The following is a 20,896-nucleotide window of genomic DNA, read 5'->3' as shown; positions in this document are numbered from 1 at the left end:
ATTGGGGAGAAATGACCGGCGACCTCGGCCGTCCTCCTCGATTGGCAGCCCCTGGTGCGTGCACAAGCCACGACGGTCATTCCTATGATGGGCGCACGACACCACGGACCGCCGTCGACCAGGCAAGGTCCACAAGGTGCACGGCGGCGCGATGGTGGAGGGGTCGATGACTCAGGGGGCCGGTCAGGGACCCGTACGGACCACGGCGGCGGTGCCGCCCTTCCCCGGGTACGCCGCGCCGCCTCCCATGCCCGGGTACGCCCACGCGGCCCCGCCCGTGGAGCCGCCCTCGGAGTACCCCCCGGGCTACACCCCGACCGCCCGTGACCTGCCGGTCATCGGCCCGGGTGCCGCCCCTCGCGACCTGCCGACGGTCAAGCTGACGCCGCTCACCGACCCCCAGGCACCGGCCGTGCCCGGCGGCCCCGGCCCGCTGTTCGTCGTCGGCGACGTCCACGGCTACCTCGACGAGCTCTACGAGGCGCTCGCCGCCCAGGGGCTCATCGACGCGAACGGCCAGTGGGCCGCGGGCAACGCCCGGCTGTGGTTCCTCGGCGACTTCACCGACCGCGGCCCGGACGGCGTCGGGGTCATCGACCTCGTCATGCGGCTGTCCGCCGAGGCCGCGGCCGCCGGCGGCTACTGCAAGGCCCTCATGGGCAACCACGAGCTGCTGCTCATCGGCGCCAAGCGGTTCGCCGACACCCCCGTCCAGTCCGGTGCGGGCACCGCCTCCTTCCAGGCGGCCTGGCTGCTCAACGGCGGCCAGCGCACCGACATGGAGCGGCTCGAGGACCACCACATGCAGTGGATGTCCCGGCTCGACGCGATGGCCGAGGAGGACGGGCACCTGCTCGTGCACTCCGACACCACCGCCTACCTCGACTACGGCGACTCCATCGAGGCCGTCAACGACGCCGTCACCGAGGCCCTGCAGCGCAACGACCCGGACGAGGTCTGGGACCTGTTCCGCAAGTTCACCAAGCGGTTCGCCTTCCGCGACGACGAGGCCGGCCCGCTGGCCGTGCGGGAGCTGCTGGAGACGTACGGCGGCGGTCGCATCGTGCACGGCCACAGCCCCATCCCGTACCTCACGGGCGAGGTCGGCACCGAGGACGCCGACGGCGAGGAGGGCGGCGGCCCGCTCGTCGACGGCCCGCACCTGTACGCCGACGGGCTCGCGGTCGCGATGGACGGCGGGGTCACAATGGCCGGAAAGCTACTGGTGGTGCAACTTCCGCTGGGGGCCTGAGGATTCAGCGAACCGGCGCACGGGCAGGTACGGGGTTCCACTGGCGCGGGGTGATTCGGCAAACTCTCTGTCACCTCGCGACAGAACGGCTCTACCATCGGCTTATCCGTAGCAGGCTCTCCTCCGTTTCCGCCCACTGCCGGTGCAAGCCGGTGACAAGGCCCTACGGAGCATCGGGGGATGCACATGAACAGCGCTCCGCACCTGCTGGCCGAGGACCGCCCGGAATTCGAGCGCGTCCTCGACCAGGCGTTGCGTACCGCAGACCATGACCCGGAAATGGCCGCCGCGATAGGACAGCGGCTCGACGCAGAACAACTCCGCACGATGGCGCGGGACGCCATGGCCGCCATCGCGGCCTGTGCGGCGAACGAATACCAGAGCTTTCTGAAGGCGCGCGAAGAACTGCGCGCGCCCTCCAATGCCGCACTGCCCCAGCCGGTCGGCGGCGGCGCCCGCGAGGGGGACAGCGGTGGCGGGGTCGCCGCGCCGCTCACCGTCGTCGGCGACGTCTCCGAGGCGGCCGGCGCGGGCGCCGGCGCGGTGCTCGCCGTACTCGCCCCGGTCCTCGCCGGGATCGCGGCGCTCCTCTTCCTCCTCGTCGGCTACGTCCTGCGCACGGTCGCGTCCAACGAGGCGGTGGCGGACCCGATGATCACGGTCGGCTGGTGGTTCGCCGGCCTCACGGTCGCCGGGGTGTTCGTCGCCATGGCCGGCATGCTGGTCACCGCCCTGCGCAACGGCTCGGGTCTGGCGCAGGACGCGCGCGGCCTGCGGCTGGGCGAGGACACCGAGCGGGCCCGCGAGGTCTGGCGGCAGGCGCTGCTGGAGCGCGGCATGCTGCCGTTCCTGCGCGAGTCCCTCGCCAACGCCCCGGTGACACCGCGCACACCGCCCGCCCCCTCGCCCCCTCCGCCCACGCCCCCGCCCAGAATCCGCGACCCCCACAGCCGCACCCCGAACCTCGGCTACTCCCGCCCCGGCTTCTCCAGCCCGGACGACGAGTCCTCCCCCAGCCCCCGCCCGGGCTACTCCCGCCCCGACTTCACCAGCCCCGACTACGGCGGCCCGGACCACCGGCCCGACTAGGACCTGTCCGGCGGCCGATGCGGGCGGGCGGCGGTGTCCTCAAGCGCCGGACGGGCTTGATTGAGCCCGTCCGGCGGTTGAGGACAGAGCACAGCAGCCCGTCCGGCGCTTGAGGACGCGCCCGCGGGGCGCCCGCCGCCGCAGGCGGCCAGGACGGCCGGCAACCGAAGATCCGCCGGACACCGAAGGCCGAAGCCCGTGGACGTGCGGGCTCAGTCGGCCAGCGGCAGATAGACCCGGTTGCCGCTCGCCGCGAACTCCTTGGACTTCTCCGCCATGCCCGCCTCCGGGTCGACGGCCAGGTCCCCGCCGTGCTCACGCCGGATGTCCTGCGAGATCTTCATCGAGCAGAACTTCGGCCCGCACATGGAACAGAAGTGCGCGGTCTTCGCCGGCTCCGCCGGAAGCGTCTCGTCGTGGAAGGCGCGCGCGGTGTCCGGGTCGAGGGCCAGGTTGAACTGGTCCTCCCAGCGGAACTCGAAGCGCGCGTCGGACAGCGCGTCGTCCCACTCCTGCGCGCCCGGGTGCCCCTTGGCGAGGTCCGCCGCATGCGCGGCGATCTTGTACGTGATGACACCGGTCTTCACGTCGTCGCGGTCCGGCAGGCCCAGGTGCTCCTTCGGCGTGACGTAGCAGAGCATCGCCGTGCCCCACCACGCGATCATCGCCGCGCCGATCCCCGAGGTGATGTGGTCGTACGCGGGCGCGACATCGGTCGTCAGCGGGCCGAGCGTGTAGAACGGCGCCTCCTCGCAGATCTCCTGCTGGAGGTCGATGTTCTCCTTGATCTTGTGCATCGGGACATGGCCCGGGCCCTCGATCATCGTCTGGACGTTGTGCCGCTTGGCGATCGTGTTCAGCTCGCCGAGCGTCCTCAGCTCGGCGAACTGCGCCTCGTCGTTGGCGTCCGCGATCGAACCGGGGCGCAGCCCGTCGCCGAGGGAGTACGTGACGTCGTAGGAGGCGAGGATCTCGCACAGCTCCTCGAAGTTCTCGTACAGGAACGACTCCTTGTGGTGCGCCAGGCACCACGCCGCCATGATCGAGCCACCGCGCGAGACGATGCCGGTCTTGCGGCGCGCGGTCAGCGGTACGTAGCGCAGCAGCACGCCCGCGTGGACGGTCATGTAGTCGACGCCCTGCTCGGCCTGCTCGATGACCGTGTCCTTGTAGATCTCCCAGGTCAGTTCCTCGGCCTTGCCGTCGACCTTTTCCAGCGCCTGGTAGAGCGGCACGGTGCCGATCGGCACGGGGGAGTTGCGCAGCACCCACTCGCGCGTGGTGTGGATGTTGCGGCCGGTGGAGAGGTCCATGACCGTGTCGGCGCCCCAGCGGGTCGCCCAGGTCATCTTCTCGACCTCCTCCTCGATGGATGAGGTGACGGCGGAGTTGCCGATATTGGCGTTGACCTTCACCAGGAACTTCTTGCCGATGATCATCGGCTCGATCTCCGGGTGGTTCACATTGGCCGGGAGCACGGCCCGGCCCGCCGCGATCTCCTCGCGGACCGTCTCGGGAGAAACGTTCTCCCGGAGCGCCACGTACTCCATCTCCTCGGTGATCTCACCGCGGCGGGCGTACGCGAGCTGTGTCACGGCCGTGCCGGACCGGCCCCGGCGGGGCAGCCGGGGGCGGCCGGGGAAGACCGCGTCGAGGTTCTTCAGGCCCCCGCGCGGCGAGGTGTGCTTGAGCCCGTCGTCCTCCGGCCGCATCGGGCGGCCCGCGTACTCCTCGGTGTCGCCCCGGCCGACGATCCAGTTCTCCCGCAGTGGCAGGAGACCGCGCCGGACATCGGTCTCGACGGCCGGGTCGGTGTACGGGCCGGACGTGTCGTACAGCCGTACGTCCTGGCCGTTGGTGAGGTGGACCCGCCGTACCGGAACCCGAAGGTCCGGACGCGAGCCGGTCACGTAGTCCTTGTGCCAGCCGATCTGGCCGGTTTCGGACGTGCGTGCATCCTGCGAGGTCATGAGACCAGACTCCCTACGCCGGCATTACCCGGTAACAGGTTCGGCGGTCGGCGCAGCGGCTTCCGCACGGCGTACGTACGGAGGTCAGCGCCCTCTCAGCCCGGTGCTCCGAGCTCCCGCGATTGCAAAGGTGGCACCACGCTAGCGCTTCCCCCGTCCGGAGGACCAGTGGGGCTTGCGATGATGCGGGGCGTGACCAGCTCAGACCGCAGTCCCCAGTCCCGCGCGCACTCCCCCACGCATTCCCACTCGCACAGCCACGGCCCGGCCGCCCCCGTCTCCGCGAAACTGCGGAAGGTGATCGCGGCGGTGCTGATCCCGTTCGCCGCCGCGGTGGTCACCGGGCTGATCGTGCTCTGGCCCGACGGCGCGCCCGCGCACAAGCCCAGCGGGCTGGGCCTCGATCAGCAGACCCGGGCGGGCCGGGTCGTCAAGATCGAGGAGGTCGATTGCGCCAAGGTGGGCGCGCTGCCGCAGCAGGGGCGGCCCGGTGGCCAGGGCGGTTCCGGTCCGCCGGAGCCTCCTCCGGGGTCGTGCGAGACCGCGACCATCGAGGTCGCCGAGGGCCCCGACAAGGGCAAGACCTTCACCGAGATCCTGCGCCCGGACTCCTCCCGCCGCTACTCCGTGGGCCAGAAGGTGGTGCTCGCCCACGCGCCGAAGGCCCCGGAGAATCTGCGCTATTCGGTCACGGACGTGGACCGGACGATGCCGATGGCCCTCCTCGCCGCGCTGTTCGCACTCGCGGTCGTGGTCGTCGGCCGGCTGCGCGGCCTCTTCGCGTTGATCGCCCTGGTGATCAGCTTCGGCGTGCTGACGATGTTCATCCTCCCGGCGATCCTCCAGGGCTCGAACCCGCTGCTGGTCGCCGTGGTCGGCGGCAGCGCGATCATGCTCATCGCGCTCTACATGTGCCACGGCCTCACCGCCCGGACGTCCGTGGCGGTCCTGGGGACGCTGACGTCGCTGGTGGTCATCGGTCTGCTCGGCTCGCTGTTCATGGACTGGGCGCATCTGACGGGCAACACGGACGACCAGACGGCCCTGGTGCACGGGCTCTACCCGCGGATCGAGATCCAGGGCCTGCTGCTGGCGGGGATCATCATCGGTTCGCTGGGTGTCCTCGACGATGTGACGGTGACGCAGACGTCGGCGGTGTGGGAGCTGAAGGAGGCCGACCCGGGAGCGAGTTGGCGCAAACTGTATGGATCCGCCATGCGGATCGGCCGGGACCACATCGCGTCGGTGGTCAATACGCTGGTGCTGGCGTACGCGGGCGCCTCGCTGCCCCTGATGCTGCTGTTCACCATCGCGGACGCGGGAGTGGGCACCGTCGCGACCAGTGAGCTGGTCGCGGAGGAGATCGTACGGACGCTGGTGGGCAGCATCGGGCTGGTGGCCTCGGTGCCGGTGACGACGGCCCTGGCGGCGCTGGTCGTCAGCGCCGACCGCGGCCCGGCGAAGGGCCAGGGCAAGGGGAGGCCCGGCGCGCGCTCCGGGGGCAAGGGCGGCCGACGCCGCCGCGCGAAGTGACCCCCTGGCGAACGGCCTGAGCACGGACGCCGGCCGGGCGACGGCACGGGGACCGGGCCCCGGCGCGTGCTCGCGTTCGGGGTCGGCCGGGGAGGCGGCGGGAGTGCGCCCATGACGGCGGCGGGGAGGGCGCCGGCGGGATCGCGGCCCGGGGCGCGGACGGGAGGCCGATGGGGCGCCGACGGGGGCGCGGACGGGAGTGCCGGCGGGGGGCGAGGTCGCGTCGGGGCTCGCGCCGATGGGCGCGGCGCCGCGTCCCGGGTGGGCCCCCGTCACCGGGGGAAGTCCCGGCCATCGGGCCGAACCCGATGACCTGCTCGGTCCCACCGGAGGGGAACAAGCCCGCCGGGAGGGCGACCGGCCGGGAGGCGACCGGCCAGGAGGGCGACCGGCCGTTAACCGGCGTTCTGCCCCTCGGGGTTGCCGGCGAGGATGCTGTCGAGCGCGGCGGCCAGCTCGTAGTCGAAGTCGGCGACGGATCGCTCCTCACCGAGCGGGGCGATGCGGTCGGTCCGGTCGAGGAAGGCCACCAGGGCGGCGGCCCCGGCCCGGAACAGCGCACCTTCGCCGCCCACTTGCAGCCGGATGAAGACATCGGACAGGTGCTCGGCGGAGGCGGGCGAGATGTGCACATCGCCTTCACCGGACGGCTGGCTCAGCCCGTCGAGCAGCAACTCCCGTGCGAACGCCCAGGTCACAGGCGCGTCGCCGGGAAGGTGGAAGGTGAACTTCACCGCGTAGGGGTCGCTGCTGTCGTAATCCAGCGCCACCGGGATCCGGAAGGACAGCTCCTCGGAGACGAGGAACGTCATGATCACTTCCGCCTGAACTGTTTCGCGCATCGCCCAATGTCCCGTCTATGTCGGTTTTGGCCGGGATTGGATCCCCATGAACCTATTGGCGCCATAGTCTGACAACAACGCCTACCAGACCACAAGGAGTGATTTTTCAGATACTGATAGAGATCGTGAGTGAGCATACGAGCTTCCTGACTCTGGAGCGTAGCGACTCGACTACAGGGAGGAGTCGATCCGGGAGATTCGACGGTTGAGAAATCGCCAGAGTCGCCGGATCCATTGACGCCGAACCGGGACGGGTTCGGGTAGTCGGCAAAGGCGGCGGCAAGCGCGTGACGAGGGCGTATTCCCTTGCCTCGCGCTCCGGTTGACGTTACGGCGGGGTGGTCTCGCGGTGGAGCAGAGGGTACTTCTCCCCCACACTGTGCCGCATCAAGGGATATACCGGGAAGAGGGAGGGATGATCCCGCAAGTCCGCTTCGTCGAGTTGACTCCGTGTGACGGATGGGTCGCGTCGGGCGGAAGTCCCGAAGCGACACGCGGCAGATGGGCGTAAGCCAGAAAACGGAAAAACCCGCCTCGCGAGTTAATCGCGTGACGGGATTGCCGTGGGGCGGGACCGGGGCGGGCGCCCTGGGGCGCGACCGCAAGCGACGGGCGGGATGGTTTTGGCTGAGCCCGGTCACTCAGCCCGTCCGGTGCCCGGGGCCACCGCCGCGCAGCCGAGGTGCGCACGCCACGACCCGCCCGCCCGGCCCCCGGAGCCGGCCCCCCGGGGCGGGCCCGCCGCCGGCTACCAGTCGCCCTTCGAGGACGAGGAGGAGGTGAACTTCTTGACGACGAGGACCAGACCGCCGACCAGCGCCGCGAGCAGCAGCAGCTTGAAGGCGAAGGTGAGCACGAAACCGAGCACACTGACGATCAGGCTGCCGAACACGGCGAGCACCAGGACCGGCACGGCGATCCACTTCACCCACCAGGGCAGTCCTTCGAATATCCCCTTCTCGGCCATGTCGTCCCTGCTTTCCGCTCACGAGTCCGCACGGTTCACGCGTCCGTCCGGAGCCGGATGATCCGGCCTGTTTCCGATGCTAGGACGGACCGGTGGGTCCGTGGGGTGCCCACAGCCCCCGTCCATCCCTGAACGTCCCCCTACGGGTAGGCCGGGGGCGGGGTCAGCTCTCAGGCGGAGAGAAGACGACCACGACCCGGAGATCCTCGCTGATGTGGTGGAACTTGTGCGCCACCCCGGCCGGTACGTAGACGACGCTGCCCCGCGCGACCTCGGTGGTCTCCAGCCCCACCGTGATCGAGGCCCGGCCGCTGATCACCAGGTACACCTCGTCCTGGGCGTGCGGGCGCTGCGGGTCCGCGTCACCGGCGTCCAGCGCGTACAGCCCGACCGACATGTTCTTCTCGCGCAGGAACTGGAGATAAGCGCCCTCGTTGGCGGCCCGCTCCGCTTCCAGCTCGTCCAGCCGGAACGCCTTCATCCGTCGTTCACCCCTCGCAGTGCCGATCCTCACCGGGACGATCCCGTCTGCAACGATCTCATCATGAAGAATTTCGTAGTCAAGACGATCGCCAATGCGGCGGCCATGGCGGTCGCGATCTGGCTGCTCAAGGGCATCACGCTGTCCGGGGAGAACACCGCGCGCAAGGTGCTGACGCTGATCGCCGTCGCGCTCCTCTTCGGCGTGGTCAACTTCGTGGTGAAGCCGATCGTGAAGCTGCTGTCCCTGCCGCTCTTCATCCTCACGCTCGGCCTCATCACGTTGGTGATCAACGCGTTGATGCTGTTGCTGACCTCGTGGTTCGCGAAGCAACTGGACCTGGCCTTCCATGTCGAAGGCTTCTGGACGGCGCTGGTCGGTGGTCTGATCATCTCGATCGTGGCCTGGGCGATGCATGTGATCCTGCCGGACGAGCAGGACTGACGGGGGAACGCGCATGACCGGAGACGGGACGAGGGCCGTACGGGCGGGCCTGCCGGAGCCACGGGCGAACGAGCCGGCGCTGCCGGGCCCCTCCTTCGCCGCCCACTACCACCTGCCGGGCGAGGTCGCGGGCCCGTACACCTACGGCCGCGAGGGAAACCCGACGTGGACGGCGCTGGAGCGGGCGATCAGCGAGCTGGAACACCCGGCGGGCGATCCGCCGGGGGATCAGGCCGGGGGCCCGGCCGGCAGTCCGGCCGAGACGATCACCTTCCCGTCCGGCATGGCGGCGGTCTCGGCCGTGCTCCTCTCCCAGCTGCGCCCGGGCGACACGGCGGTCCTGCCCGATGACGGCTACCAGCTGCTGCCCGCCCTGCGCGCACGCCTGGAGTCCTTCGGGATCACGGTCCGCACCGCGCCGACCGCCGGTGACGCCCAACTGGGCGCCCTGGACGGCGCGCGTCTGCTGTGGATCGAGACGCCCTCGAACCCGGGGCTCGACGTCTGCGACATCCGCCGGCTCGCCGACGCCGCGCGCAGCCGCGGGGTCCTGGTCGCCGTCGACAACACCCTCGCCACGCCCCTCGCGCAGCGCCCGCTGGAGCTGGGCGCGGACTTCTCGGTCGCCAGCGGCACCAAGGCCCTCACGGGCCACGGTGATCTGCTCCTGGGCTATGTGACCACACTGGACCCCGAGCTGGCGGCGGCCGTACGGGCCTGGCGCAAGACCACGGGAGCCATCCCGGGCCCCATGGAGGCCTGGCTCGCCCACCGCTCCCTCGCCACCCTCCAGCTCCGCGTGGACCGGCAGGCGGCCAGTGCCCTCGCTCTCGCACGCGCCCTGCACGACCGGCGCGAAGTAACCGCCGTGCGCCACCCGGGCTTGCCGGACGACCCCGCGCACGCGGTGGCCCTGCGCCAGATGCACGGCGGCCGGTTCGGCTGCGTGGTCTCCTTCACCCTCCCGGACCGGGCCCACGCGGAGCGATTTCTGGCCGCGCTGCGACTTGTCGACGAAGCGACGAGCTTCGGCGGGGTGCGGTCGACGGCGGAACGCCGCGGCCGCTGGGGCGGTGACGCGGTCCCGGAAGGCTTCATCCGCTTCTCGGTGGGCGTCGAGGACACGCAGGATCTCGTCGACGACGTGCTGACCGCACTGAACCTCGCACAAGCGCCGGGAGCTTGAACGCCACGCGGAACGACGGCCCGCGCCACGGCTGGGGCCCGGCGGGGGGCGGGCCTGTCGGCACTGCGCGCCCGTGGTGCCGACACCACCGCCGCACAGGCGGTGTCCTCCCCGGAAGCCCCCGGCATGGGGACGGCTCGAGCCTCCCCCCTCTTGGCTCGAGCCGTCGCGGTTCCGACGCGCGAGGAACCGCGCGACCAAGGCTAGTTGACTCTGCGTCAGTGTCCAATCACGCTAGCGACACAGCCCTATCGACTTATTTATAGTTCCGATACGAGCGGTTGGCGGCGAGCCGGGGAGAAGACATGGATCTGGCCCTCTTACGCACGTTCGTCACGGTGCACCGGGCCGGGTCGTTCACCCGTGCCGCCGTGTTGCTCGGGCTGTCCCAGCCCGCCGTCACCGGTCAGATCCGGTCCCTGGAGAAGCAGTTGGGGCGGCCGTTGTTCGTCAGGCAGGCGCGGGGGGTGAGTCCCACGAGCATCGGGGACGAACTCGCCCACAAGATCGCGCCGCATGTCGACGCGCTGCTGGAGATCACCGAGACCGATCTCGACGAACAGTGGGCCAACCGCACATTGCACCTGGCCGGACCGCCGGAGTTCATCGCCGTGCGGGTGCTGCCCGCGCTCACGCCGCTCGTGGCGCAGGGACTGACCGTGCGGGCGGCGCAAGGCATCGCGGAGGACCTCTTCGAGCCGCTCGCGGCGGGCCACCACGATCTGGCGGTCACCACCTCACGACCACGCGGCCGGCTGCTGACGGCCACCCCGCTCTGCGACGAGGAGCACGTGCTGGTCGCGGCGCCGCGCTGGGCGGCCCGGCTCGGCGGGGCGGCCGTCGTGCGGGACAAAGGGGTACGGGCGCTGGAGCACCTGCCGGTGGTCGAGGTGCACGAGTCGCTGCCGTTCGTGGCGCGCTACTGGGCCGCCGTCTTCGACAGCGAGCCCATCACCGCCGGCACCGTCGTCGTGCCCGACCTCCGGGCCGTGCTCGCCTGCGTGGCCGCCGGGGCGGGGCTCGGCGTCCTGCCCAGGTATCTGTGCGCCGACGCCCTCGACACGGGCGAGATCGTGTCCCTGCTCGACCCGCCCGTACCCCCGCTGCGCACGTATTTCCTGGTCGTACGGACCGGCACGCTCGCCCACCCCCACCTGGCCCGGGTGCACGAGTGGCTGCTGCGCGCCGCCGTGTCCTGGTGAGCAGCCACCGGGCTCCGGTGCGAACTGGCGAGAAAGGGGTTGGCGGGAAAGGGTTTCGCCCGGGCTCTCGTGCGGCAGATGTCCCGTATGACCGAACGGCCAGTGGTCAAGCGCACCGCCCGTGCCATCCTGCTCGACGGCGACACCGGCACCACGCCCCACTCCGAACTTCAGATGATCCTCATCAAACGGACGAAGCCCGGCGAGGATCCGTATTGGATCACCCCGGGCGGCGGTGTGGAGCCGGAGGACGCGACCGTCGTCGCCGCGCTGCACCGCGAGGTCGACGAGGAGCTGGGCGCGAAGGTCTTCGACGTCGTCCCCGCCTTCGTCGACACCGTCTCGCACTCCCTCCACCACGCCGCGCACGGCGTGAAGGTGCAGCACTTCTTCGTCTGCCGACTCGCGACGATGGACCTCTCCCGGCGGCACGGCCCGGAGGTGGACGAGCCGTGCGGGACGTACGAGGTGGTGCGCATCCCCTTCACCAGGGAAGGCGTCACCTCCGTGGAGATGGTGCCGCCGTCGCTGCGCGCGTATCTGGAGGCGAACATCGAAGGCGTGCGGGCGCTGCTCGCGGACGACCTCGGCTGAGCGGTGTCCGGCCGCGCTCAGCCCGTCGGCGCCGTCATCGGCTCGTCGATCCCGTCGTGCCGTATTCGGTGGGACGGTATGCCGACGCCGACGAGGGTGTCGACACCGCTGCGGATCATGCCCGGCGGGCCGGACAGGTAGGCGTCGTAGGCGGGCCACGGCCCGTACTCGCGCACGATGTGGGTGAGCTGGCCGCTCAGGCGCCGCGTGGGGCCGTCGGAGACGACGGGGCGGACCGACAGCCACGGGTGGGACCGCTGGAGGCCGAGCATGGTGTCGATGTCGTAGAGGTCGTCGTCGTGCCGGGCGCCGTAGAAGACCTCGACCGGACGACGGCGGCCGTGTGCCGCGACGTCCTCCACGAGCGCCTTGATCGGTGCGATGCCGGTACCGCCTCCCAGGCACAACAGCCCGTTGTCGGTGGTGTGGTCGACAATCATGGAACCGGCGGGGGGCCCGAGGCGCAGGACGTCACCGGGGCGGGCGTGATGGACCAGGGCGTTGGACACCCAGCCGGCCGGTACGGCCTTCACATGGAAGGAGAGCAGACCGTCCGGGCGGGGGGCGGCCGAGAAGGAGTAGTTCCGCCAGACACGCGGCCACCAGGGCGTTTCCAGGGTGGTGTACTGCCCGGCGAGGAAAGGGTAGGGCTGCTCGGGCCGTACGGTCACGACGGCGATGTCCCGCGTGCGCAGCTCGTGGCCGACGACCTCGGCCTGCCACCAGGCGGGGGAGCTGCGCTCGTCCTCGGCGGCCGCGTCGATCATGATCTGGGAAACGGTCGTGTAGACGCGCACCCAGGCGGCCTCCGCGGCCTCGCTCCAGATGTCCGACGCGAAGCGGGTGAGGGCGGCGATCAGGCACTCGCCGACGGCCGGGTAGTGCTCGGGCAGCGTGCCGTATTTACGGTGTCCACGGCCGAGGTGGGAGAGGTAGGCGGTGAGCGTCGCGGTGTCGTCGGCGTGTTCGGCGGCGGTCAGCAGCGCCTTGAACAGACGGTCGCGCTGGACGTCCATCGCGACGGGGAACAGGGCCCGCAGATCGGGGTGGCGGACGAAGAGCAGCGCGTAGAAGTACGAAGTGGTCTTGTCGGCGACGGGCTCGATCGCGGCCAGGGTGCGGCGTATCAGCAGGGTGTCCGGCGAGGGCGCCGATCCGGTGGGACGGACCGGCAGTTGACCGGGTGGAGCATGTCGATCGGGCGGGGCCTGCCGTCCGGCGTGCGTCCGCTGCCCTGGCCGGTCCTGCGGATCGGGGCGGCCCTGTCGATGAGACGGTTCGGGCGGCGGCCCGGGCGGCTCCGCCCGAGCTGGTGAGGGGTACCCCGACCGGTACAGGGGCGCCCACCGACTCGAAGGCGCCACCGGGGGCGGTGGCGCCGGTCGCCATACCGCGCTGATCGGCGGGGCGGGGGCGTAGCCGGGGTCCCGCTCGCCCTCCGGCACCGCCGCGCGCGCCACGGGCTCCCACCCGGCCGGATGGTCCCCGGCCCCGTCGGATCGCTCGGGCGGCTCCCCCCGTGACGGCTCCGGCGCCGAGGCGTCCGGTACGGGACGCGGTGGGGTGAACCAGCCCCGCTCACCCGCGGTGCCGAACGAGCCTCCATCGGCCGACGTTGGGGTCGGAGCATCCATCAGTGCCTCGCCTCGAACATCTCTCGGTCGGTGTTCGCACTCCCGCCGGAGCCGGAAAGTGCCGCGATTCCCCGATTTGCCTCGGGCCGCTGTACCAGTCCGCGTAGCATGCCACCGTCTGACCCGACTACGGGCGATTAGCCGGAAGTCCCAGTGCCAGTGGGCCTGTTGGGGTTAAGCTGAAGCATTTCCCACCCTGCCGGCGGCCACGTGGCCGCCAAGTGACGGAGGGCCCGGCGGCGTTGACCCTACACGGCATGAGCCCTTCACAAGGCTGGCCTCGATGACGCCTGCCTTCGCACCAGTTCGTACGCCTCCCGGAGGTCGCGTCCGGTGTAGGCGTGCACGGCGACGTCCCGCACGTGGTGGTCCGCGTTGACGGCCACCGACACCGGGACCGCCTCGAACAGGCGCACATCCGACATCGAGTCCCCGTAGGCCACGCAGTCGCCCCGGCTCAGGCCGAACTTCGCACACAGCTCGTCCGCGATCCGCACCTTGGCCGCCGCGTCGAGGATGCCCGCCGGGTTCACCGGCTCGCTGAACGGCACCGCGGGCCAGAGCGAGCCGTGGGCCGCGTCGGCACCCCAGGTGAGCAGGCGCTCCACGAAGAAACCGGGCGAAAGGGAGATCACCGCGCAGCGTTCGCCCCGCGCCTGGATGTCCGCCCAGACCTCCCGGATGCCCGCGAGCCAGGGCGCGCCCTCGAACGCGGCCGCCACCTGCGCCTCGGTCAGGTCCGCCCACAGCTCGACGGCCAGCGCCGCGAACCGCGGGGGCATCAGCTTCCCCTCCGCGAACTCCCGCTCCAGCTCGGCGATCTCCCGCTCCACACCGAGCTGCCGGGATATCTCGATCGCCGCCGCCGATCCGTACATCAGCGTGCCGTCGAGGTCGAACACATGCAGTCTGGTCATGGGGCCGAGGATAGGCGGGGCCCGACGCCGGAAACGGCGCTGACCAGGCCGGTGCCCCGCCTGCCCCCGCCCTCCCCGGGGCCGACGATCAGTCGCCCAGCACGGACCCGATCGCCGACACCGCGAGGTGGTGATCCTGCTCGGGCGCACCGCCACCGACACCGATCGCGCCGACGAGCCGCCCGTCCCGGTGCAGGGGCACGCCCCCGGCGATGAAGAGGAGCGGACGGTCGAGAGCGGTCGGCAGGGTGTGGAAGGGGCCGCCGGGCTGGACGGCGTCGACCACATCGGCGGTCGGCGCGTCGAGCTGCAACGCGGTGAACGCCTTCCGCGTGCTCGTCTCCCCCGCGATCAGGACGGCCCGGTCGTCCCGGCGGAAGGCCAGCGGGTGACCGCCCGCGTCGAGGACGGTGACGGCGATCCGCAGGCCCTGCTCGTCGGCGGCCCGGCGCACGGCGGCGACGAGGGCGTCCGCGTCGTGGGTGGTGAGCGGTCGGACGGGGGCCGCGGCCTCGGTGTGGGTGACGGTCATGGGAAGTGCTCCTTGCGATGGTGCGGTGGGTGCGGTGGTGCAGTGGGTGCGGTGGGTGCGGCCGGGCGTTGAGGCCGGACGGTGGCCGCCTCAGCGCCCGGCCGTCACGGCCTCGCGCTCGGCGACGAGCCCGGCGGAACCGGCGGCGATACGACCGCCACGGGCACCGGTACGCCGCTCCAGCGAGGCCGACACGAGGGCCAAGACCAGGGCGGAGGCGGCCATCGCGGCGCCGACCCAGTTCGGCGCGGTGAAGCCGAAGCCGGCGGAGATGACGACGCCGCCGAGCCAGGCCGCGATCGCGTTGCCGAGGTTGAAGGCGCCGATGTTGACGGCGGAGGCCAGGGTCGGGGCGTCGGCGGTGTGGTCCAGGACCCGCTTCTGGAGGGGCGGCACGGACGCGAAGCCGAAGGCGCCGATCAGCGGGACGGCCACGGCGGCCGCGATCTTGTTGTGCGCGGCCAGCGGCAGCAGGGCGAGCACGATGGCGAGCGCGCTCAGCGTCACGTACAGCAGGGGCATCAGCGCCCGGTCCGCGTACCGCCCGCCGACCAGGTTGCCGACGACCATGCCCACGCCGAACAGGACGAGCAGCCAGGTGACGGACCCGGACGCGTAGCCCGCGACCTCCGTCATCATCGGCGTGAGGTAGGTGCTCATGGTGAAGACGCCACCGAAACCGAGGACGGTCATCGCCATCGCGAGCAGGACCTGCGGGTTGCGGAAGGCGGCCAACTCGCCGCCGATGCGGCCCGCTTCGGGCGTCGGCTGCCGTGGAACGAGCGCGGCGACACCGGCCAGGCCCAGGACGCCGAGTCCGGCGATGAGGAAGAAGGTGACGCGCCAGCCCGCGTGCTGTCCGACCAGCGTGGACATGGGCACGCCCACGACGGTGGCGGCGGTCAGTCCGGTGAACATCATCGCGATCGCGCCCGCCTTCTTCTCCGGCGCGACGAGCCCGGCGGCCACGATCGAGCCGATGCCGAAGAACGCCCCGTGCGCGAGCGAGGCGACGATCCGGCCCGCCAGCATCAGCCCGAAGACGGGGGCGACGGCGGACAGCAGATTGCCCGCGATGAACAGCCCCATCAGGACCATCAGCATCCGCTTGCGCGCGACACGCCTGCCGACGATGGCCAGCAGTGGGGCCCCGACGACGACGCCGAGGGCGTATCCGGTGGTCAGGAAGCCGGCCGTGGGGATGGAGACGCCGAAATCCGTGGCGATGTCGGGCAACAGGCCCGTGATCACGAATTCGGTGGTGCCGATACCGAAGGCGCCGATCGCGAGCGCCAGCAGTGCGAGAGGCATGACGGGGGTGTCCTTCAGCCAGGGGAGGTGGGGGGAGAGGGGGGTGGGCGCACTTCGTTGCATACGACCCTTACGAGCGCCCACAATAATTGCAGACGCATTTACTTGCAAACGCGGGCTATTGCGCGAGCGAGCTATCCTGGTCGGAACGAAGGCGAAGGAGGGAACGTCATGTCCCGCACCCCGGACCCCGCCCTGGTCGGCCTGGCGCAGGGCTGGTGCGCGCTCTCCGCGCTGCACGGCCGGATCGAGGCGCACATCGAGCGCGCGCTTCAGGCCGGGCACGGACTGAGCGTGCGCGAGTTCTCCGTGCTGGACGTCCTCAGCCGCCAGCACCACGGGGAGGGCGGCCACCTGCGGATGAACCAGGTCGCCGACGCGGTGGTCCTCAGCCAGAGCGCGACCACCCGGCTGGTCAACCGCCTGGAGGACCGGGGCCTGCTCACCCGCTACCTCTGCCTCACCGACCGCCGTGGCATCTACACCGACGTCACGGACGCCGGCCGCGCCCTCCTCGCCGAGGCCCGGCCGACCAATGACGCGGCGCTGAGCGAGGCACTGCGGGAAGCGTCGAAGCGCGCGGAGCTGGCACCCCTGGTCGCGGCCGTGGAGTCGCTGTCCCCCGCCGTGTAGGTCAATTGCCGGACGGGCTGGTTGGCCTGGCCCAGCCACATCCAACCCGTCCGGCCGTTCCTGATCGGAGATCACCGGCGCTAGGGTCCGGATCATGAGCGACATAGAGATCCGGCCCGCGACCGCCGATGACATTCCCGCCATCGTGGCACTGCTGGCCGACGACGCCCTCGGCGCGAAGCGCGAGTCCCCCGACGATCTGACGCCCTACCGCGCGGCCTTCGCCCGCCTCGTCGACGACCCCAACCAACACCTCGTCGTCGCCGTTCGCGACGGCCGGACGATCGGTACGCTCCAGCTCACGATCATCCCGGGGCTGTCCCGGCGCGGCGCGACGCGGTCCGTCATCGAAGGCGTCCGCGTCCACAGCGACGAGCGCGGCAGTGGACTCGGCACCCGCTTCATCGAGTGGGCCATCGACACATCACGCCGTGAGGGGTGCCACCTGGTGCAGCTCACCTCGGACGCCACCCGGATCGACGCCCACCGCTTCTACGAGCGGCTCGGCTTCGAGGCCTCGCACCTGGGCTTCAAGTACCAGCTCTGAATCAGGCGTCGGCACGGGCCCGGGCCCGCTCACGGTGCGCCCGCTGACGGCAGGCGCCCCCGCAGTACCGGGCGGGCCTGCCCGTACGCGCGGAAGGCACAGACGCGCCACAAACCGCGCATACCCCAGCAATACGGGTTTCGTTACGGCCGGAAGCGGCCGACGCCGGTAGTTTCGTTATATCCCGCCCCGGGCGGAGGCTGTCGCACACCAACGCCGTGATCCTCCCGGGAGGCCCGTCCGGGCCCCTGCGCAGCTCCATCGACAGACACCCGACGAGCAGCGTCATCACGTCATCGATCAGCACGTCTTTCCTTACCGCACGCGCTTTTTGAGCCCGCGTCAGCAGGACCGTCAGGGCCTCGCGGAAGTCCCGCTCCACACCCGGTGTCGGCGCGAAACGCCCCTCGGCGCTCGCCTCCAGCGCGTCACAGAGCGCCTTGTTGCGGGCCGACAGCCGTACGACCGACATCAGATAGCGAAAGAACACCACTCCGGGCTCGGGCGCATCCGCCAACTCCCTTGCCGTATCGGTGAAAAGCCGGATCCGGTCCACCACCGTCGCCCTGAACAGGGCTTCCTTGGACGGAAAATGCCGGTAGACGGTCCCGGCACCGACCCCCGCGCGACGGGCGATCTCATCGAGCGGCACCGCCAACCCGGCTTCCTCGAAGGCGGATCGGGCCGCTTCCAGAACGAGCGCCCTGTTGCGACGGGCATCCGCCCTGCGCCGCTGAGCGGGCAACACCGGTGGGGCCGGGGGCTGCCTGCGCTGTGCCATCTGGAAGCTCCGGGGGCGGAATGACGAAACGGGATCAGGGTTCCGATTGTATCCGTACGTCTGGACAAGGGGCTGTACGCCATCCCGGACGAACGCCGGGCGGGGCATGCGAAAGGCCGCCGTCGGCGCGAAAGCGCCGACGGCGGCCTGGGAAAGGGGCGCGGGGTCGCGGGGAGTACCCGAGTCGCGGGGAGTACCGGAAGAGCCTCAACCGCTACAAACAGGTCATATCAGATGAATCAGGCGGTGATCGTGGCGTCCCACGCCGCACCGGCGGCCGTCAGGGCCTCGTCCTCCGCCGTCACCTCGACGCCCAGCGCCCGCAGGCCCGCGCCCAGTGCCGCCAGCGAGGCCAGTACGACGGCGCGGTTCGCGGCGAGGCCGTAGTGGTTGACGCGGATCATCTCCTTGGCGAGCGTGCCGCCCGCCGCCTGCACGGGGACGGTGGCGTCGGCCAGGAGGGCCCGCGCGACGATCTCGCGGGCATCGACACCCTCGGGAGCGCGCAGCGTCGTGGCGGCCGGGGCGGCGTCCTGGTCCCGGACGACGTAGGGGGCAAGGGGGCTCAGTGCCCGGACGCCCGCGCGCGTGGCCGCGGCGGCGGCGCGGTGCCGGGCGATGACGGAGTCCAGGCCGTCCGCCTCGATGCGGTCGACGGCCTGTTCCAGCGCGAGCATTTCCAGCTGCGCGGGCGCGTGCGGCAGCACGGTCCGGCCGCCGTCGATCCACCGCTCCTTCCAGTCCAGGAGGGAGAGGTAGGAACGGCGGGGCGCCTGCTCGTTGGCGGCGATCCGCTCCCACGCACGAGCGCTGACCGACACGGCCGACACTCCGGCCGGTCCCGCCATCGCCTTCTGCGCGCCGATGACGCACAGGTCGACACCCCACTCGTCGGTGCGCAGCGGCTCGGCCGCGACGGACGCGACGGCGTCGAGCATCAGCAGCGCGCCGTGCTCCCGGACGACCGCCCCGATCTCGGCGACGGGGTTGGTGTTGCCGGTGGCCGCCTCCGCGTGGACGAGGCTGACGAAGTCGATGGCGGGGTGCGCGCGCAGCGCGGCGGCGACCTGCCCGGCCTCGACCGCACCGCTGAAGGGCGCGTCCACCGTGATCACCTCGGCGCCGCAGGAACGCAGCCAGCCGCCGAACGTCTCGCCGTACGGGCCGGTGATGATGTTCAGCGCGGTGCTGCCGGGGCGTACCGCCGAGCGGATGCACGCCTCCAACGGCAACAGGGCCTCGCCCTGCATCGCGACGACGCTCTCGCGCGTGCGCATCAGCGCGGCGACCTTGTCCTCGATACGCGCGAAGTGCCCGGCGCCGAGCGGCGCGAGGTCGAGCAGGACCGGTGCGGTGTTCGCAGTCACGGTGGCCTTCCGGGTTCTGTAGCGCCGTCTCCCGGCGCCCGCCAATCTCCCCACGACCCTACGTCCGCCGGTACGACCGCGCGGTGGCGAGCCCGCGCCACCGCCGCGCGGTGGCCGGCGGCCGAGGCCCGCCGGACGCGCCCTACCGCCAGCCACCCCCGGCCACGCCTCCCGGCACCGCGTCCCCCGGCTCATACGGCTCGCGCGTGAAGACGAACGTGCCGACGTCCACATGGCTCACCGCCCCGGTGTCCGTCCGGACGGCGCGCAGGGTCTCCCCCGCGTAGTACCCGTCGAGGCCCGTCCAGGTGCCGTCCGGCTCCGCGCGGAAGCGTGCCCCTCGGCCGCCGCCGCCGAGCGGCGACAGTTCCAGCCCGCGATCGCCGCGCAGCCGCAGCGCGAAGGGCGTCGCGCCCCAGTACCAGGGGCCGGTCAGCTCCAGCAGCCGCGGATCGGTCCCGTCCGCCGGCCGCCAGGGTGCCGGGATCCTGGGTTCGCGGTCGGCGACCGTGCCGACCAGGTCGGACGCCACGACGGGGACCTCGAAGCAGTTGGTGAGGTTGGCGAGCGCGACACCGGCCAGGGCCTCGTCCGGGCTCACCCACAGCGCCGACACGAAGCCCGGCATGGAGCCGCAGTGGCCAAAGAGGAATCGATCATTCTGGCGCGTCAGCTGCACTCCGAGCCCATAGCCCGTCACCCAGGCCGGGTCCTGCGGCCCGACCGCCGGCACCCGCATCTCCGCGAGCGTCCGCGCGCTCAGGACGGCCTCGTCACCGTTCAGCAGGAACGCCGCGAAGCCGCACAGATCCGCCGCCGTGGACCACAACTCTCCGGCGGGCGCCATCCGCCCGGTGGCCACGGCAGGCTCCGGAAGCAGCGCGTCCGCCCACGGGTGCACGGCCCGGCCCGACGCGTGCGGCATCTCGGGCGCGAGCGTCGTCCGGTCCATCCCGAGCGGCTCCAGCACCTCCCGGCGCAGCACCGCGCCCCAGCCGTCACCGCGCAGCCGCTCGACGAGCGCGCCGAGCAGCGCGTAGCCGGGATTGGAGTAGTGGAAGAGCCCGCCCGCCGGGTGACGCTGGGGGCGCTCGCCGAAGATATCGGCAAGCTCGGGGCGCAGTGCCCCGTCCGTGCGCTCCCACCACGGGCCGCGTGCCTCGGCGGCCAGCCCGGAGGTGTGGGCCAGGAGTTGGGCGATCGTGGCGTCACCGCCCTCGGGGGTGTCGAGGTACGTGCCCAGCCGGTCACCGAGATCGATCAGGCCCTCGTCGCGCAGCCGCAGGACGAGCACGGCGACGAACGTCTTGGTGATCGAGCCGATCCGGTACTGCGTATCCGCGCCCGGCACCTGCCCGTCGACCGCGCCATAGCCTTCGGCCCACACCATGCGCCCCTCACGCATCACCGCTCCCACCATGGAGGGGGCGCGGCCGTCGTTCTGACCGACGGCGAGGCGGTGCAGCAGGGCACGGCGGGTGGCGGGGAGCAGCTCGGCGAACCGCTCGTTCACCACGGGTACTTCGTACGGGGCTGTCATGCCCCGCACCCTAACCAGCGCCCGTGGAACGGCCGCGGGGGCGGGTGCGCCCCGCAGCCGCAGGCCGGTTCACG

20 protein-coding genes are annotated in these 20,896 nt (G+C 71.6%); 9 read left to right on the top strand and 11 right to left on the bottom strand.

Annotated elements, in window-relative coordinates:
- Positions 1-166: 166 nt before the first annotated feature.
- A complete protein-coding gene (locus ACZ6MA_RS21150; RefSeq protein WP_469435426.1) occupies positions 167-1,252 on the top strand; it encodes a metallophosphoesterase in 1,086 nt (361 codons plus the stop codon).
- Between the two features lie 180 nt (positions 1,253-1,432).
- A complete protein-coding gene (locus tag ACZ6MA_RS21145) occupies positions 1,433-2,341 on the top strand; it encodes a hypothetical protein (RefSeq protein WP_469435425.1) in 909 nt (302 codons plus the stop codon).
- Positions 2,342-2,553: 212 nt separating this feature from the next.
- Here the strand turns inward: ACZ6MA_RS21145 and thiC are convergent, their stop codons facing one another.
- Positions 2,554-4,311, bottom strand: a complete 1,758-nt coding sequence (gene thiC / locus ACZ6MA_RS21140) for a phosphomethylpyrimidine synthase ThiC (RefSeq protein WP_469435424.1) — start codon at positions 4,309-4,311, stop codon at positions 2,554-2,556.
- Between the two features lie 183 nt (positions 4,312-4,494).
- Here thiC and ACZ6MA_RS21135 point away from each other — a divergent pair, with 183 nt between their 5' ends.
- Complete coding sequence (locus ACZ6MA_RS21135) at positions 4,495-5,844, top strand: YibE/F family protein (protein ID WP_469435496.1); 1,350 nt, start codon at positions 4,495-4,497, stop codon at positions 5,842-5,844.
- A 395-nt stretch (positions 5,845-6,239) separates the two neighbouring features.
- Here the strand turns inward: ACZ6MA_RS21135 and ACZ6MA_RS21130 are convergent, their stop codons facing one another.
- From ACZ6MA_RS21130 to ACZ6MA_RS21120, 3 genes are all read right to left on the bottom strand, one after another.
- Positions 6,240-6,686 (bottom strand): SsgA family sporulation/cell division regulator, encoded by a 447-nt coding sequence (locus ACZ6MA_RS21130; RefSeq protein ID WP_130878532.1) that lies wholly within the window; start codon positions 6,684-6,686, stop codon positions 6,240-6,242.
- 748 nt (positions 6,687-7,434) lie between these two features.
- Complete coding sequence (locus tag ACZ6MA_RS21125) at positions 7,435-7,653, bottom strand: DUF5326 family protein (protein WP_469435423.1); 219 nt, start codon at positions 7,651-7,653, stop codon at positions 7,435-7,437.
- 163 nt (positions 7,654-7,816) lie between these two features.
- Positions 7,817-8,134 (bottom strand): cupin domain-containing protein, encoded by a 318-nt coding sequence (locus ACZ6MA_RS21120; RefSeq protein ID WP_469435422.1) that lies wholly within the window; start codon positions 8,132-8,134, stop codon positions 7,817-7,819.
- 63 nt (positions 8,135-8,197) lie between these two features.
- Between ACZ6MA_RS21120 and ACZ6MA_RS21115 the strand changes: the two genes are divergently transcribed.
- The 4 genes from ACZ6MA_RS21115 (at position 8,198) to ACZ6MA_RS21100 (ending at position 11,560) form a co-directional block, all read left to right on the top strand.
- Positions 8,198-8,578: a phage holin family protein gene (locus tag ACZ6MA_RS21115; protein WP_469435421.1), complete on the top strand. Its 381-nt coding sequence runs from the start codon at positions 8,198-8,200 to the stop codon at positions 8,576-8,578.
- A gap of 13 nt (positions 8,579-8,591) precedes the next feature.
- Positions 8,592-9,764 carry a cystathionine gamma-lyase gene (locus ACZ6MA_RS21110; protein WP_469435420.1) on the top strand — a complete coding sequence of 391 codons (1,173 nt, stop codon included), beginning with the start codon at positions 8,592-8,594 and terminating at the stop codon, positions 9,762-9,764.
- A gap of 305 nt (positions 9,765-10,069) precedes the next feature.
- Complete coding sequence (locus ACZ6MA_RS21105) at positions 10,070-10,966, top strand: LysR family transcriptional regulator (protein ID WP_469435419.1); 897 nt, start codon at positions 10,070-10,072, stop codon at positions 10,964-10,966.
- Between the two features lie 87 nt (positions 10,967-11,053).
- Complete coding sequence (locus tag ACZ6MA_RS21100) at positions 11,054-11,560, top strand: NUDIX domain-containing protein (RefSeq protein WP_469435418.1); 507 nt, start codon at positions 11,054-11,056, stop codon at positions 11,558-11,560.
- Positions 11,561-11,577: 17 nt separating this feature from the next.
- On the opposite strand, the gene ACZ6MA_RS21095 is transcribed toward ACZ6MA_RS21100, so the two are convergent.
- From ACZ6MA_RS21095 to ACZ6MA_RS21080, 4 genes are all read right to left on the bottom strand, one after another.
- Complete coding sequence (locus tag ACZ6MA_RS21095) at positions 11,578-13,194, bottom strand: globin domain-containing protein (protein WP_469435417.1); 1,617 nt, start codon at positions 13,192-13,194, stop codon at positions 11,578-11,580.
- 266 nt (positions 13,195-13,460) lie between these two features.
- Positions 13,461-14,111, bottom strand: coding sequence for an HAD family hydrolase (locus ACZ6MA_RS21090; protein WP_469435416.1), 651 nt, complete (start codon positions 14,109-14,111; stop codon positions 13,461-13,463).
- A gap of 88 nt (positions 14,112-14,199) precedes the next feature.
- On the bottom strand, positions 14,200-14,643 hold the full coding sequence (locus tag ACZ6MA_RS21085; RefSeq protein ID WP_469435415.1) for a GlcG/HbpS family heme-binding protein: 444 nt from the start codon (positions 14,641-14,643) through the stop codon (positions 14,200-14,202).
- Between the two features lie 90 nt (positions 14,644-14,733).
- Positions 14,734-15,954 (bottom strand): MFS transporter, encoded by a 1,221-nt coding sequence (locus ACZ6MA_RS21080; protein ID WP_469435414.1) that lies wholly within the window; start codon positions 15,952-15,954, stop codon positions 14,734-14,736.
- A gap of 171 nt (positions 15,955-16,125) precedes the next feature.
- Between ACZ6MA_RS21080 and ACZ6MA_RS21075 the strand changes: the two genes are divergently transcribed.
- Together ACZ6MA_RS21075 and ACZ6MA_RS21070 are read left to right on the top strand one after the other, a co-directional pair.
- Complete coding sequence (locus ACZ6MA_RS21075; protein WP_469435413.1) at positions 16,126-16,587, top strand: MarR family winged helix-turn-helix transcriptional regulator; 462 nt, start codon at positions 16,126-16,128, stop codon at positions 16,585-16,587.
- Between the two features lie 94 nt (positions 16,588-16,681).
- Complete coding sequence (locus ACZ6MA_RS21070) at positions 16,682-17,134, top strand: GNAT family N-acetyltransferase (protein ID WP_469435412.1); 453 nt, start codon at positions 16,682-16,684, stop codon at positions 17,132-17,134.
- 1 nt (position 17,135) lies between these two features.
- Here the strand turns inward: ACZ6MA_RS21070 and ACZ6MA_RS21065 are convergent, their stop codons facing one another.
- The 3 genes from ACZ6MA_RS21065 to ACZ6MA_RS21055 all read right to left on the bottom strand — a co-directional run bounded on the left by ACZ6MA_RS21065 (position 17,136) and on the right by ACZ6MA_RS21055 (position 20,822).
- Positions 17,136-17,915: a TetR/AcrR family transcriptional regulator gene (locus ACZ6MA_RS21065; protein WP_469435411.1), complete on the bottom strand. Its 780-nt coding sequence runs from the start codon at positions 17,913-17,915 to the stop codon at positions 17,136-17,138.
- Between the two features lie 239 nt (positions 17,916-18,154).
- On the bottom strand, positions 18,155-19,282 hold the full coding sequence (locus ACZ6MA_RS21060) for a pyridoxal-phosphate-dependent aminotransferase family protein (RefSeq protein ID WP_469435410.1): 1,128 nt from the start codon (positions 19,280-19,282) through the stop codon (positions 18,155-18,157).
- Positions 19,283-19,424: 142 nt separating this feature from the next.
- Positions 19,425-20,822 carry a serine hydrolase domain-containing protein gene (locus tag ACZ6MA_RS21055; RefSeq protein ID WP_469435409.1) on the bottom strand — a complete coding sequence of 466 codons (1,398 nt, stop codon included), beginning with the start codon at positions 20,820-20,822 and terminating at the stop codon, positions 19,425-19,427.
- Positions 20,823-20,896 lie beyond the last annotated feature (74 nt).

The organism is Streptomyces sp. NPDC042259 (assembly GCF_055582085.1).
This window is presented reverse-complemented; position numbering and strand designations above follow the sequence as displayed.

What these genes read in the sequence shown, in the direction of transcription:
- ACZ6MA_RS21150 (WP_469435426.1), top strand. Translation starts at nt 167, where the DNA reads ATGACTCAGGGGGCCGGTCAGGGACCCGTACGGACCACGGCGGCGGTG.
- ACZ6MA_RS21115 (WP_469435421.1), top strand. Translation starts at nt 8,198, where the DNA reads ATGAAGAATTTCGTAGTCAAGACGATCGCCAATGCGGCGGCCATGGCG.
- ACZ6MA_RS21105 (WP_469435419.1), top strand. Translation starts at nt 10,070, where the DNA reads ATGGATCTGGCCCTCTTACGCACGTTCGTCACGGTGCACCGGGCCGGG.
- ACZ6MA_RS21135 (WP_469435496.1), top strand. Translation starts at nt 4,495, where the DNA reads ATGCGGGGCGTGACCAGCTCAGACCGCAGTCCCCAGTCCCGCGCGCAC.
- ACZ6MA_RS21090 (WP_469435416.1), bottom strand. Translation starts at nt 14,111, where the DNA reads ATGACCAGACTGCATGTGTTCGACCTCGACGGCACGCTGATGTACGGA.
- ACZ6MA_RS21110 (WP_469435420.1), top strand. Translation starts at nt 8,592, where the DNA reads ATGACCGGAGACGGGACGAGGGCCGTACGGGCGGGCCTGCCGGAGCCA.
- ACZ6MA_RS21120 (WP_469435422.1), bottom strand. Translation starts at nt 8,134, where the DNA reads ATGAAGGCGTTCCGGCTGGACGAGCTGGAAGCGGAGCGGGCCGCCAAC.
- ACZ6MA_RS21070 (WP_469435412.1), top strand. Translation starts at nt 16,682, where the DNA reads ATGAGCGACATAGAGATCCGGCCCGCGACCGCCGATGACATTCCCGCC.
- ACZ6MA_RS21085 (WP_469435415.1), bottom strand. Translation starts at nt 14,643, where the DNA reads ATGACCGTCACCCACACCGAGGCCGCGGCCCCCGTCCGACCGCTCACC.
- ACZ6MA_RS21095 (WP_469435417.1), bottom strand. Translation starts at nt 13,194, where the DNA reads ATGGATGCTCCGACCCCAACGTCGGCCGATGGAGGCTCGTTCGGCACC.
- thiC (WP_469435424.1), bottom strand. Translation starts at nt 4,311, where the DNA reads ATGACCTCGCAGGATGCACGCACGTCCGAAACCGGCCAGATCGGCTGG.
- ACZ6MA_RS21055 (WP_469435409.1), bottom strand. Translation starts at nt 20,822, where the DNA reads ATGACAGCCCCGTACGAAGTACCCGTGGTGAACGAGCGGTTCGCCGAG.
- ACZ6MA_RS21065 (WP_469435411.1), bottom strand. Translation starts at nt 17,915, where the DNA reads ATGGCACAGCGCAGGCAGCCCCCGGCCCCACCGGTGTTGCCCGCTCAG.
- ACZ6MA_RS21125 (WP_469435423.1), bottom strand. Translation starts at nt 7,653, where the DNA reads ATGGCCGAGAAGGGGATATTCGAAGGACTGCCCTGGTGGGTGAAGTGG.
- ACZ6MA_RS21145 (WP_469435425.1), top strand. Translation starts at nt 1,433, where the DNA reads ATGCACATGAACAGCGCTCCGCACCTGCTGGCCGAGGACCGCCCGGAA.
- ACZ6MA_RS21130 (WP_130878532.1), bottom strand. Translation starts at nt 6,686, where the DNA reads ATGCGCGAAACAGTTCAGGCGGAAGTGATCATGACGTTCCTCGTCTCC.
- ACZ6MA_RS21080 (WP_469435414.1), bottom strand. Translation starts at nt 15,954, where the DNA reads ATGCCTCTCGCACTGCTGGCGCTCGCGATCGGCGCCTTCGGTATCGGC.
- ACZ6MA_RS21075 (WP_469435413.1), top strand. Translation starts at nt 16,126, where the DNA reads ATGTCCCGCACCCCGGACCCCGCCCTGGTCGGCCTGGCGCAGGGCTGG.
- ACZ6MA_RS21100 (WP_469435418.1), top strand. Translation starts at nt 11,054, where the DNA reads ATGACCGAACGGCCAGTGGTCAAGCGCACCGCCCGTGCCATCCTGCTC.